The sequence below is a fragment of the Methylophaga sp. OBS3 genome (assembly GCF_026319325.1).
Classification (GTDB): domain Bacteria; phylum Pseudomonadota; class Gammaproteobacteria; order Nitrosococcales; family Methylophagaceae; genus Methylophaga.
On sequence record NZ_JAPDMU010000004.1, the window covers coordinates 1 to 13347 of the forward strand.

Annotated in this window: 15 protein-coding genes; 1 reads left to right on the forward strand and 14 read right to left on the reverse strand. The window is 44.9% G+C overall.

The genetic code is table 11. The features are described 5' to 3' along the window. Positions 1–153 precede the first annotated feature (153 nt). From OMP94_RS08955 to OMP94_RS08965, 3 genes are all read right to left on the reverse strand, one after another. A complete protein-coding gene (locus OMP94_RS08955) occupies positions 154–1434 on the reverse strand; it encodes a Y-family DNA polymerase (protein WP_266277948.1) in 1281 nt (426 codons plus the stop codon). 1 nt (position 1435) lies between these two features. Then, positions 1436–2035, reverse strand: coding sequence for a LexA family protein (locus OMP94_RS08960; RefSeq protein WP_266277949.1), 600 nt, complete (start codon positions 2033–2035; stop codon positions 1436–1438). 73 nt (positions 2036–2108) lie between these two features. Beyond that, positions 2109–2474, reverse strand: coding sequence for a cupin domain-containing protein (locus OMP94_RS08965; RefSeq protein WP_266277950.1), 366 nt, complete (start codon positions 2472–2474; stop codon positions 2109–2111). A 116-nt stretch (positions 2475–2590) separates the two neighbouring features. Here OMP94_RS08965 and OMP94_RS08970 point away from each other — a divergent pair, with 116 nt between their 5' ends. Continuing rightward, complete coding sequence (locus OMP94_RS08970) at positions 2591–3319, forward strand: alpha/beta fold hydrolase (protein ID WP_266277951.1); 729 nt, start codon at positions 2591–2593, stop codon at positions 3317–3319. Here OMP94_RS08970 and cysK read toward each other — a convergent pair whose 3' ends face one another. The 11 genes from cysK to aroC all read right to left on the reverse strand — a co-directional run bounded on the left by cysK (position 3320) and on the right by aroC (position 13340). After that, on the reverse strand, positions 3320–4276 hold the full coding sequence (cysK, locus tag OMP94_RS08975) for a cysteine synthase A (protein WP_266277952.1): 957 nt from the start codon (positions 4274–4276) through the stop codon (positions 3320–3322). Between the two features lie 102 nt (positions 4277–4378). Beyond that, positions 4379–4846 (reverse strand): CBS domain-containing protein, encoded by a 468-nt coding sequence (locus tag OMP94_RS08980; protein ID WP_266277953.1) that lies wholly within the window; start codon positions 4844–4846, stop codon positions 4379–4381. Between the two features lie 18 nt (positions 4847–4864). Next, positions 4865–5068, reverse strand: a complete 204-nt coding sequence (gene nqrM / locus OMP94_RS08985; protein WP_266277954.1) for a (Na+)-NQR maturation NqrM — start codon at positions 5066–5068, stop codon at positions 4865–4867. Further along, the gene (gene nqrF, locus OMP94_RS08990; protein WP_266277955.1) at positions 5069–6286 is read right to left on the reverse strand and encodes an NADH:ubiquinone reductase (Na(+)-transporting) subunit F; all 1218 of its coding nucleotides are present in this window, start codon (positions 6284–6286) and stop codon (positions 5069–5071) included. It lies immediately after the preceding gene. Then, the gene (gene nqrE / locus OMP94_RS08995) at positions 6286–6894 is read right to left on the reverse strand and encodes an NADH:ubiquinone reductase (Na(+)-transporting) subunit E (protein ID WP_266277956.1); all 609 of its coding nucleotides are present in this window, start codon (positions 6892–6894) and stop codon (positions 6286–6288) included. The genes nqrF and nqrE overlap by 1 nt, the downstream gene beginning before the upstream one ends. Beyond that, positions 6895–7557, reverse strand: a complete 663-nt coding sequence (locus OMP94_RS09000; protein ID WP_266277957.1) for an NADH:ubiquinone reductase (Na(+)-transporting) subunit D — start codon at positions 7555–7557, stop codon at positions 6895–6897. It abuts the gene before it with no gap. Continuing rightward, the gene (locus OMP94_RS09005; RefSeq protein ID WP_266277958.1) at positions 7557–8342 is read right to left on the reverse strand and encodes a Na(+)-translocating NADH-quinone reductase subunit C; all 786 of its coding nucleotides are present in this window, start codon (positions 8340–8342) and stop codon (positions 7557–7559) included. The genes OMP94_RS09000 and OMP94_RS09005 overlap by 1 nt, the downstream gene beginning before the upstream one ends. A 45-nt stretch (positions 8343–8387) precedes the next feature. Beyond that, the gene (locus tag OMP94_RS09010; protein ID WP_266277959.1) at positions 8388–9596 is read right to left on the reverse strand and encodes an NADH:ubiquinone reductase (Na(+)-transporting) subunit B; all 1209 of its coding nucleotides are present in this window, start codon (positions 9594–9596) and stop codon (positions 8388–8390) included. Positions 9597–9598: 2 nt separating this feature from the next. After that, a complete protein-coding gene (locus OMP94_RS09015; RefSeq protein ID WP_266277960.1) occupies positions 9599–10948 on the reverse strand; it encodes a Na(+)-translocating NADH-quinone reductase subunit A in 1350 nt (449 codons plus the stop codon). Between the two features lie 107 nt (positions 10949–11055). Further along, positions 11056–12237, reverse strand: coding sequence for an MFS transporter (locus OMP94_RS09020; protein ID WP_266277961.1), 1182 nt, complete (start codon positions 12235–12237; stop codon positions 11056–11058). Beyond that, entirely contained in the window at positions 12237–13340 is a 1104-nt protein-coding gene (gene aroC, locus OMP94_RS09025; RefSeq protein ID WP_266277962.1) for a chorismate synthase, read from the reverse strand. The genes OMP94_RS09020 and aroC overlap by 1 nt, the downstream gene beginning before the upstream one ends. Positions 13341–13347 lie beyond the last annotated feature (7 nt).

The window sequence follows — 13347 nt, forward strand, 5'->3', positions numbered from 1 at the left end:
CCCATCCCGAACACAGAAGTGAAACAGCTCAGCGCCGATGATAGTGTGGGAGTTCCCATGTGAAAGTAGGACACTGCCAGGCTTTAATACTAAAAAGCCCGACTCTAATCGAGTCGGGCTTTTTTTTCGCCTGGTTAATAGGTAATCAACACATCACCCCACGCGTAATAATTCTTGCCAGTTAGTTGTATAGCTTTGGGTCTTATGATCTTGTTTCATTTTCCAGGGTCGTGTGAAGCCTTCTCGTGCGATCTTCAACATATCCCTGCCTAATCTATTATTAACATCATCTAATAACATCATCAGATCTGTGTCGATACGACTGTGTGGTTCTGAAAATAGACTTGGCTGTTGCTGATTAATTGACGTTATTTCACTGAGAATAATGCCTGCTTTGGCATAACGTACTCTGGGAAGGTATATTTTATCTAAGGCAAATAGCGCTGCCTTTAATAGCTGCCTTGTGTCATTGGTGGCTACATTTAAAGCAACACAAAGATTACCGTGATAAAAACGGGTATGGTCTTGGAATGGACTGCTACGAATAGATACGTATACCAGCGAGCATAACGATTGTTGCTTCCGGAGTTTTACAGCTGCACGACTAATATAAAGCGTGATAGATTCTGCCAAACTTTGTTTTTCGGTAACGGGAATACCAAAACTCCGCGAACTAAGAATTTGTTTTCTGGGCGGGATCATCTGATCTAATTCAAGACAGGCAACACCGTTGAGCTCTCTAATCGTTTTTGCCATAACAACACTGTATTGACTACGTAAGTTATTGGCTTGGGAATGCTTAAGATCAAATGCCGTTGATATGTTGTTGCTATGATTTAGTTTCTCAGCGAGTTTTCTGCCGATCCCCCAGACTTCGCTATGTGGAATAGTAGCGAGCAAACTATCTAATGATGTATTCGAAAGCTCGTTAAAGTTAGAAACGCCGGCTTGATGTTTTTTGGCACAATGGTTTGCCAGTTTAGCTAACGTCTTAGAAGAACCAATACCTACCGAAACAGGTAACCCCGTCCACTGTCTAATAGTTTCGCGCATCTGCCTAGCGTAGTCTGTAAGATTTAAGTGCTGAAAGCGGGTTAGATCTAAAAAGCATTCATCAATAGAGTAGATCTCTTGATCGGGGCTAAATTGATTAAGGATCCGCATTACGCGATTACTCATATCCGCATATAAAGCGTAATTTGAAGATAAAGCGATAACGTTGTGCTGCTGTGCGAGATCTTTGAATTTAAACCATGGTGCCCCCATTGGTATGCCAATTTGCTTGGCTTCATCGCTACGGGCAACTGCACAACCATCGTTATTGCTGAGCACGACGACGGGACGACCATTTAATTTGGGGTTAAATACACGCTCACAGGATACGTAAAAGTTGTTTACGTCGATAAGTGCGATATGACGAGCTGGTTTTGTCATATCAAAACCGTCGGAATGCGCCAGTCACAACACCCCAAATTTCAAATTGCATACCTTCATTAATGATGATTGGACGGTAGTTGCCACTGCTATTTTCTGGCAATAGTAATGGCCGTCCATTAGCATCTATACCAAGCCTTTTGATAGTAAACTCACCATTCACGACGGCGAGAACGATGTGGTTCTTAACCGGTTTTTTTGAGCGGTCAACGATCGCTTTGTCACCCGGCATTAAACCAACGTCAATCATTGACTGTCCTTCAATCGTGACAAAGAAGGTGGCATCTTGGTTATCGATCAGAAACTCATTTGGATCAAGCCGTTTTTCCATATGCTCATCTGCAGGGGACGGAAATCCGGCTGCGACTTTACTGCTAAATAATGGATAGCTATGGTTTTGTAATGCAGCACTTGGATAACTAATCAGATTATCGTTTAGCGCTACTATTGGCTGCTGGCTTTTATACATCTGAATATAATCACGCACTAACTGTTGTTGGCTTTCAGGAATGCGCATGACAACGGTTGGCTCTTGTGTCGAACTGCCTTTTTTACGACCAGCCCCTAAGCGTTTGCCACCATGTGAAGAACGTTTTTCCACGATATACAACTTGATATATTGAAACAATAAATCAAGTTTAGTGATTATCTATCATGCTGACAAGTATCGATCGCTATTCACACTCTGCATAATTTTCAACGCGAAACCTTGGTGTACAGATCGCTAAAAATATTAAATCTCCAATACCCGTATTGGTCATTCGTTGACGTGTATCTGGTGGAATAACGACAACATCACCAGCAAATACCGTTTGTGCAGGAAGATCGCCGACTTCAACATCGCCTTGCCCTTCCAAAATGACATAACGCTCTGTTGTTGCACTTAATTGGTGCCAATGAGTGGTTACGCCGCGCTCAATACGTGCACGCGCGATAGAAACATCCGGATCTTGCGCGGCATTATGTAACTCATTGATGTAGCAACCTTCAACAAAAAAATATTCTTTGCTGGCTGCAAAACGCTGGATATATGGCTTCATAGCGACATATTAGCGCTGTTTGATGACAGTAAGCAAAGCTGAAAAAGATCGTGCACAACTCACTATGGCACTGTTAATGCAGCATTTTTTGTGAACTCACTTGTGGGAGGCGCGATATGAAACTGTTCATGGTGCTCTTACTCTTTGTTTCGTCGGTTCACGCTCAACCAGAACCGATGCCGTGGAAACGTATGATGTTCACGGGCGGTAACCATATCATTATGGGCTTTGCACCGCCTAATTTGCAGTATGCCGAAACCTTAAATATTTTCATTGAAGGTGATGGCATGCCTGGAACGGCACTGGCTTTAGCACAAAGTACAGGAGGTAACTCGGTATATCTTGCACGGCCTTGCCAATATCTTGAAAGCACACGATTTAATAGCTGTGATAAAGCGATTTGGACATCACATCGCTACTCACAAGAAGTCATTGATTCAATGAACCGTGCAATTACGGCAGTAAAAATTCGCTATCAAGCCAAGTCGGTGCGTTTGATTGGTTACTCAGGCGGCGGTGCGGTGGCCAGTATTATCGCTGTAAAACGTCCGGATGTTGATTTACTACTTACTGTTGCTGGTAACTTAGATCATAAGCGTTGGACCGATTACAACGCGTCACAGCCGCTTATAGGTTCACTTAATCCTGTCGATTTTAGTAAAGCCCTAGAAGCGATACCGCAAATCCATCTAATAGGCGAGCGAGATGATGTCGTGCCAGGCTCGGTACTAGCGTCGTATTTATCGAAGTTGGAAAAATTCGATAAGGTGACTAGCCGTATAATTGTTGGGGCTAATCACACGTGCTGTTGGTCGATGGCAGTTGCTGAAGTGTTAAGCCACTAATTAATCTAGGCTGGCGAGCCACTCATCGTCAGAGCCTTCGTTTATGCCTTCAAATAAATAAGTAGATAGATAGCGTTCACCGGTATCAGGAAGCATCGCTAAAATGACAGCGCCAGGCTCAACTTGCTCAGCCACTTTCATTGCTGCGGCTAATGTACCGCCACATGAAAGTCCAACAAAAATGCCTTCTTCACTGGCTAATCTTTGTGCCCAATGCTTAGACTCTTCATCTGAGACAGTATAAAGCTCGTCATAGACATTTCGGTTAAGCACGTCAGGAATAAAGTCAGGTGTCCAACCTTGAATTTTATGTGGCTGCCAATCGGCACCTGATAATAGGGCTGCATTTTCAGGTTCCGTTGCGATGATTTTGGTTTGTGGGCGTGCTTGCTTAATCATTTCACCAGCACCGGTTAATGTGCCGCCAGTACCCCAGCCTGAAACCCAATAATCTAAACGTTTACCAGCAAAGTCTTTGAGGATTTCGGGACCAGTAGTATTTCTGTGATAGGCTGGATTAGCTGGGTTTTCAAATTGTCGTGCTAGAAACCAGCCATATTTGTTGGCTAATTCTTCTGCCTTTTTCACCATACCCGTGCCTTTTTCTGCAGCAGGCGTCAGGATCACTTTAGCACCTAAGGCACGCATTATTTTGCGTCGTTCTACAGAGAATGTTTCCACCATGGTCGCAACAAATTTATAACCTTTAGCAGCACAGACCATGGCTAGAGCTATACCTGTGTTACCTGAGGTTGCTTCGACAACGGTCATTCCTGGCTTTAAAACACCGCGCTGCTCAGCATCTTCAATAATGGCAATAGCAAGCCGATCTTTTACTGAAGCCATTGGATTAAATGATTCGACTTTAACGTACATATCAACATGCTTAGGCGCGATATGATTAAGGCGAACAATAGGGGTGTTACCAATGGTGTCGAGGATGCTGTTATAAATCATGATGAGCTCGAATGTAATGAATTAGGCTAAGCCTACAAGAAGTTAGTGTTAGAAACAAAAACAGCCGCATGAGCGGCTGCCTATGAACAACAGATCAAGGTATTAAGTTGGGCTGCTGACGTGAATATTTTGTTTGGTTGACTGTTGATGGCTTGGCTTTTTAACCGACTCTGGATTTGCGGTGATCTGCAACGCCTTAAGAATATTTTGACGGGTAATAGAACCGACCAAACGATTTTCTTTAATGACTGGCATGCATTTGTAAGCTGTCTTTAAAAAAATATCGGCTACATCGATGATAGAGGCCTCGAAGTCGATAGTTTCAACGCTGTTGTGCATATATTCTTCAACGCGGCCAGCTGTTTCACCTTGGTAAGCCGCATTTAAAGCTACTTGCATACAGTCTTTTTCAGATAAAAAGCCGATAAGGTTACCGTGATGATCAATCACCGGTGCCCCAGACACCTTAAATTCAATTAACTGATGAATGGCTTTTAATACATCCATGTCAGGCGTGAACGTTAGTTTAGTACCGTTCATGTGATCTTTAACTTTCAGTGATGCCAACATGTTGCTCTCCTCAGCGCGTTAAGCATTTTCCTGCGCATGCTTTCTGGCTGCGCATTCTTCTTTTTCTGCGGCTGAGCAGGCACCACCACAACTTCCTGACAAGCCGACCTGATTAAGGCCACCACAACTGCCTTTGATGGCATTACGTCCAAACAATACGCCAATTGCCATTGCCGCGACAACAACTAATAACAGGACAAAAGCAGCGATAAATGTCGACATTTAGCCCCCGAAGTCATCCAGCATGATGTTTTCACGTTCAACGCCTAAGTCTTCAAGCATTTTGATAACAGCAGCGTTCATCATTGGTGGACCACACATGTAGAACTCACAGTCTTCTGGTGCTGGATGATTTTTTAAGTAATTTTCATAAAGCACGTTGTGAATGAAGCCGGTGTAACCTTCCCAGTTATCTTCTGGTAAAGGATCTGACAGGGCGACATTCCAAGTGAAATTGTCATTTTCAGCCGCCAGTTGATCAAAGTCTTCGGTATAGAACATCTCACGTAGGCTACGAGCGCCGTACCAGAAAGTGATCTTACGCTTAGACTTCAATCGGCCAAGTTGATCGAAAATATGTGAACGCATTGGTGCCATACCTGCACCACCGCCGATAAAGACCATTTCTTTGTCGGTATCTTTGGCGAAAAACTCACCAAATGGACCTGAGATAGTCACTTTGTCACCCGCTTTCAGGTTAAAGATGTATGACGACATAATGCCCGGTGGTACATCATCAGCATTTGGTGGTGGTGATGCGATCCGTACGTTCAGCATGATGATGCCTTTTTCTTGCGGATAGTTCGCCATTGAGTAGGCACGCACAACATCTTCTTTTACGATTGATTTGTAGCGCCACATGTCGTAACGATCCCAGTCGCCACGATATTCATCACCAATCGAGAAGCTCTTATATTCAACAGTATGCGGAGGGCATTCGATTTGAATAAAACCACCGGCGCGGAATTTAACATCTTCACCTTCAGGTAATTCCAGAATCAGCTCTTTGATGAATGTGGCTACGTTGTCATTAGAGCGAACAGTACATTCCCACTTCTTAACACCGAAGACTTCTTCAGGAACCTGAATACGCATGTTTTGTTTAACGGCAACTTGGCAAGAAAGGCGATCACCTTCGGCTGCTTCACGTTTAGTGATATGTGACTCTTCCGTTGGCAAAATTGAGCCGCCACCTTCAAAAATCTTGACCTTACATTGAGCACAAGTACCACCGCCACCACAGGCAGATGAAACAAACAAATTAGCATCTGCTAATGCGCCGAGTAATTTACCGCCTGCAGGAGTGCGAATAGTTTTTTCGTCATTGACGATAATTTCAATATCACCGGTCGCGACTAATTTAGAGCGTGCGCTGAGAATGATACCGACCAGTACTAAGATGATCAGTGTGAATAAAACGATACCAAGTATGATTTCCATTACAGTTGAATCCCCGAGAAGGCCATAAACCCAAGCGCCATCAGACCGGTGGTGATGAATGTGATCCCCAAACCTTGTAAACCATCAGGTACATCAGAGTATTTTAATTTTTCGCGGATACCAGCAATGGCAGTAATTGCTAATGCCCAACCAAGTCCACTACCCACACCATAAACGGCACTTTCTGCGAGGTTGTAATCACGTTCAACCATGAATAGCGTTCCTCCCAAAATGGCACAGTTAACGGTAATTAACGGTAGGAAGATACCCAATGCGTTGTAGAGTGCTGGCGCATATTTATCCATCGCCATTTCAATGATTTGCACCATCGCTGCGATAACGCCGATATAACTGATAAGACCTAAGAAACTTAGATCAACATCAGGTAAACCAGCCCAAGCCAGCGCACCTTCTTGCAGCAGATATTGGTAAATCAAATTATTAGCTGGAACCGTGATGGCTTGCACGACAATAACGGCGATACCCAGACCTAATGCTGTTTCAATTTTTTTCGAAACAGCAAGGAAAGTACACATGCCCAAGAAGAATGCTAAGGCAAGGTTCTCGACAAAAATCGAGCGAATAAACAGACTGAGATAATGTTCCACTTACAGTACCTCCGTCCGGTGAACTTGATGAATTTGATAATCCGGTGATTCCGCTTGTTGTGGTTTCCAACTACGGATAGCCCAAATCATCAGACCAATAATGAAAAATGCACTTGGTGGAAGTAGCATTAAGCCATTTGGAATATACCAACCACCTTCATTGGCTAAAGGAATAATGGTTTGACCAAATACTTTACCTGTACCAATTAATTCACGGCAGAACGCAACCGCCATCAAGATAAGGCTATAACCCAGGCCATTACCTAAACCATCTAGAAAACTCATCATCGGTGGGTTTTTCATCGCGTAGGCTTCAGCACGACCAAGAACGATACAGTTGGTAATAATCAAACCAACAAATACCGATAATTGTTTACTTGCCTCATACGCATAGGCTTTGAGGATTTGGTCAACGATGATTACCAGAGAAGCAATAACCGTCATTTGCACGATAATACGAATGTTGGTCGGGATATGCTTACGAATAGAGCTGATAATAGCGCCCGAGAAAGCCGTAACACTAGTGAGGGCTATCGACATGATTAATGCCGCAGTCATACTCGTTGTTACCGCAAGGGCTGAACAAATCCCGAGTACTTGCAGTGTGATTGGGTTGTTGTCGATTAATGGATCAACAATATTTTTTTTCGCCTGACTTGCCATTAGTTACTCTCCAACTCAGCGCGTAAGTTATGTAAAAACGGACCAAAACCTTGCTCGCCCAACCAATAAACCATCATGTTTGAAACACCTTGACTGGTTAATGTTGCACCCGAAAGGCCATCGATTTTGTATTCAGCATTGCTGGCATTTTCATCTACAAAACCACGAACAACACGTAGTTCAACGGTGCCATTTTCATCGTAGACTTTTTTGCCTTCCCACTTGGCGCGCCAGCGAGGGTTATCAATCTCACCACCAAGACCTGGCGTCTCAGCATGTTGATAAAACCGCAGACCGCTAATGGTATTTAAATCGGACTCAAGGGATATGAAACCGTACATGGTTGACCATAAGCCATAACCACTAACAGGCAGAATGACTTGTTGGACTGCATCTGTTTCGGAATCACGTAATAAATAAATCGTGGCGTATTTCGCACGACTACCAATTCCCGCGATGTCGTTTTCGATATCAACACCATACTCTGGTGTGCCGGCCGCTTTATACTGATCGAAGCTGGTTGGATCGATATCAGTTTCGGCATATTTGCCTTCATCCAAATTAACCAGCTCAACGTCAAAACGCTCAAAAGCAGCATCGATATCCATGCCCGATTCATAAAGACCGGTCACAGCCAGAATATTTTGGCGAATATCATTTTTTTGATTAATTGTCTGTTGACCTCTAAGGGCGACTGCAGCGGTTGATACTAAAACCGAGCAGACCAGACAAAGTAAGACCGCGATGAAAATGGTTTTACGCGGATCGTCATTTGGCAGGGACATTAGCCCACCAAGAAATCCTGATTTTTTAGTCGTATCAGTCATAGTTTAGCTTCGTTGTAGTCTGCGTTTAACGTTAGCTTGCACCACAAAATGGTCAATGAGCGGTGCAAAAATATTGCCGAACAAGATGGCAAGCATGATGCCTTCAGGGAAAGCCGGGTTCACAACACGAATAAGTACCGTCATAAAACCAATCAAAATGCCGTAAATCCAGCGACCTTTATTGGTCATGGCCGCAGATACTGGGTCAGTTGCCATAAACACCATGCCAAAGGCTAAACCACCCAAAGTCATGTGCCAGTACCAAGGCATAGCAAACATTGGGTTCGTGTCACTGCCGATGACATTAAAGAGGGCGCTGGTCAGGAACATGCCGAGGAATACGCCGAACATGATCCGATAAGAAGCCACGCGAGTGATAAGCAAAAAGGTCATACCAAACAAAATGGCTAATGTGGAGGTTTCACCTAATGAGCCAGGCATAAAACCAACGAATGTTTGCCACCAAGTGTAACCAGCATCTGTTACTGCCTGAATACCACCTAATGCAGCCAAGCCTAACGGTGTTGCACCTGTATAACCATCAATCGCTGTCCAAACGGCATCACCTGACATTGATGCTGGATAGGCAAAATAAAGAAATGCACGGCCAGTTAAAGCTGGGTTCAGGAAGTTTTTGCCTGTACCACCAAAGACTTCTTTACCAATCACGACACCAAAGATGATACCCAAGGCAACCTGCCAAAGCGGTGTTGATGGCGGTAGTGTCAGGGAGTAAAGCATTGAGGTAACCAAAAAGCCTTCATTTACTTCATGGTTACGGACGGCGGCGAAGATAACTTCAAAGATACCACCGGCAACAAGGGTGGTGAGGTAGATGGGCAAAAAATACAGCAGCCCGTGGAACATATTAGAAAAAATACTTTGCGGGTTATAAGCAATACCAAAGGTATTCATGATCCAACCGCGCCAGCCTTCTGCAGTCGCCATGCCGAGTTCTGCCATGGCGCTGTTAGCTTGGAAACCTGTATTCCAAAGCATTAACAGTAAAACGGGGAATGTGGCGACAACCACATAACTCATGACCCGTTTTAGATCGATACCATCACGAACATGCGGTGAGCCGCGGGTTGTATCCGCAGGGCTGTAGATAAATGTATCAACCATTTCGTAGAGAGCATAAAACTTCTCATATGGCCCACCTTTTTGAAAGGATGGCTCGATACGGTCAAGGAATCTTCTAAGACGCGCCATGATTAACCTTCTTTTTCAATTTGCGAGAGATTGGCTCGCAATGCTGGGCCGTACTCATACTTACCGGAACAAACATACGAACACAGGGCCAAGTCTTCTTCGTCTAATTCAAGACAGCCCAATGCTTGCGCTGAATCGGTATCACGTACCAATAAAGCCCGCAGTAATTGTGTTGGCAGAATGTCTAATGGCATTACATATTCAAAAACACCGACCGGCACCATGGCGCGAGGGCTACCATTTTGCGAACTAGTCAGTGCCAAGTTTTTCTTACCAAAGATTTTCGAGAAGAAAACATTTAATGCCGAGAATTTATCTTTACCACCTGGGCGGATCCAGCCAAGTAATTCACGTTGATTACCTTCAGCGATCACAGAGATTTGGGTATGGAAACGACCCAAATAGGCTGCCCAGTTGTTAGCTGTATGGCCTTGTAATACGGAGCCCGATACCACGCGAGACTGAATACTTTGCACTTCACCACGCACCAAGTCTTCGGTATTAGCACCAAGACGAGTACGAATTAAGCGTGGTGAGTTAACCAGTGGGCCGGCCATCGCGACGATACGTTCAACCCAATATTCACCAGTGGTAAATAATTTACCGATAGCTATAACGTCTTGGTAACCAATGTGCCAAACAGTTTTCTTGACGCTAACAGGATCAATGAAGTGAACGTGAGTACCTACTAAACCACTTGGATGTGGGCCTGAGAAAGTATGCGTTTCAATCTGTTCGTTGGCAGGTGTTGGCAATGCCGCTTGTGGCGTTTGGCATAAGTTAATTTTGCCTGCAGTGAGTCGGCTTAAGACAGTTAAACCATTTTTGAAGTCGTCACTGTATTCGTTAATGATGACGGCTGGATCGGCTGCTAAGGGATTACTGTCGATCGCCGTGACAAAAATGGAGTGGGGTTCGGTGCCCGGTAGCGGAGACTTGCTATATGGGCGTGTGCGTAAGGCTAACCATAAGCCAGAATCTAACAGTTGCTTCTCAACCGTTTGTTTATCAAGTTGGTTAAGTGCATCGGCTTGATAGCTATTAAAAGTGATGGCGTCATCACCCTCAAGATCGATGACAACAGATTGGAGTGCACGTTTGGCGCCACGGTTGATGGCTTTGACAATACCAGCGCCGGGAGCGGTGAAAAAGACGCCTGGATTTTTCTTATCTTCGAACAAGGGCTGACCAAGTTTGACTCGATCTCCTTCTTCTACCAGCATCGTGGGGCGCATTCCCACGTATTCATTCCCTAGAACAGCGACCGAAGTGACCGAGTTACCATCGCTGATGGTTTGTTCCGGCGCGCCTGCTATGGGCAATGTTAGCCCTTTCTTGATTGAGAAGTGCATATCCCACCTGATTAGTGACAAGCCAATGTTGTCTACAGAGTTCGTTGATTTAATAGCCTCTGATTATAGCTGCTAAAGTAAGGGGAATGGAAGCCAATAAGGCAGATTTAATGCGGGTTTTCAGCCGGTTTTTTGTCGTAAATTGGTTGCTGCTTTAACCAGACATAACCTACCAAGAAGCCAATAAGTGCAACAACCGCTGCAAGCAGGTAGGTGGCTGATGGGCCTGGTTCGAGCCAGAGATAACCGCTAATCAGACTGCCTGCAGCACCGCCGGCGCCGAAGCTGACACTACTATACAAGGCCTGCCCTCGGCCTTGATTGCGACCTGTGAAGTGTTCGTGAACCCATGCGATAGCTGAGGCATGGAACATGCCGTAACTTGCTGCATGTAAAGTTTGCGCAGCAATCAGCATGGGCAGATTTTCTGGAAACAGTGCGATTAAGGCCCAGCGAAGTGCACTTAAAATGCAGCTAGTTAACAACACCAACCGAATACCAAACTTAGGTAACCAGCGGTGCATTAACAAAAAAACACCAATTTCAGCGACGACACCAAGTGACCATAAAATACCGATGAGGCTTCTCTCGTACCCATACATCTCAAGGTAAATACTATAGAACGTATAGTAAGGCCCATGCGCTAGCAGCATTAGAAAACAAATGGCTAAAAAGGCAATGACCGACGGCTGTTTTAAAATCGTTTTTAGCGGGACTTGTTTAAGACTTAAATGTCGACTTGCTGATTCCGGCACTGTCAGGCTGACTAGCCAAATACCTGCTGTGCTGATAAGTAAGGCATACGGAACAACCCCAGCATCATACTTTTCAGTCAACCAGCCCAACAATAAAACAATGACGATAAAACCAATCGAACCCCATAACCGAATTTTGCTGTAGTGGTGGCTGTGTTCACCCAGATGTTGCAGGGTGGTGACTTCAAATTGCGGTAGGGTGGCGTTCCAGAAAAAGCTAAATCCCATCAATACCAAAGCCATCCAAAGATAACTTTGGTCGATAAGAATACCGCTGAAAATGATGACGCCGATAAAGCTTGCCAGACGCACAATCTTCATCCGCTGACCTTGATGATCGGCTATCCATCCCCAGACATTGGGTGCAATGATCCGGCTTGCCAACAATATGGCGGTTAATTCACCAATTTGGCTGGCTGAAAATCCTTCCCACTGCAAATACAGGCCAAAGTAGGGGACCAATACCCCTAATGTGGCAAAGTAGAAGAAATAAAAGCCAGACAGTCGCCAATAGGGGACTTGTGGAAGTGGCATTAATCCTGAGCTTGAGCCGGAATAATTGGCGTGTCAGTTACGACATCCGCATTTTGTGCGCGGTGACGTAGCATATGATCCATTAATACTAGCGCTAGCATCGCTTCTGCGATAGGCGTCGCCCGGATACCAACACAGGGATCGTGACGACCATGAGTCACAACTTCGATTGGATCACCGTTAACATCAATACTTTGGCCAGGAATACGTAAACTTGATGTTGGCTTGAGCGCCATACTGACAACAATATCCTGACCGCTCGAAATACCACCTAATGTGCCACCGGCGTTATTGCTTAAAAAGCCATTCGGTGTCATTTCATCACGATGTTCGGTGCCTTTTTGGGTGACAGAGTCAAAGCCTGCACCAATTTCCACACCTTTAACGGCATTAATACTCATCATTGCGTGAGCGATATCAGCGTCCAGACGATCAAAAATAGGTTCACCTAAGCCTGGAGGTACATTGCGAGCAATTACATTCACTCGGGCTCCAATCGAATTACCTTCTTTACGAAGCGCGTCCATATAATCTTCTAATTGGCTTTCGATAGCCGGATCCGGGTTAAAAAACAGGCTGTTATCAAGGTGTGAGAAATCGAGTGTTTCGGCTTTAATGGGGCCGAGCTGGGCCAAGTAGCCTTGAATCTCAATTCCATAGCGGTCACATAGGTATTTTTTGGCAATACCACCAGCAGCGACACGCATTGCGGTTTCACGAGCTGACGAACGGCCACCACCACGATAATCACGAACACCATATTTGTGATGATAGGCATAATCAGCATGGGCTGGACGGAATTGCTGTGCGATGTTGCCGTAATCTTTAGAGCGCTGATCAACGTTCTCAATTAATAGGCCAATCGGTGTTCCGGTTGTTTTACCCTCAAAAACGCCAGACAGAATTTTGACTGAGTCAGGCTCTCTACGCTGCGTTTCGTGTCGGCTTTTGCCCGGACGACGACGATCTAAATCGCCTTGTAAGTCAGCTTCAGTTAATGCCATTCCCGGCGGGCAACCATCGACAATAGCACCAAGCGCTAGTCCATGACTTTCACCAAAGGTGGTGACTGTGAACAGTTTTCCGAAGCTGTTGCCTGACATAAAAATT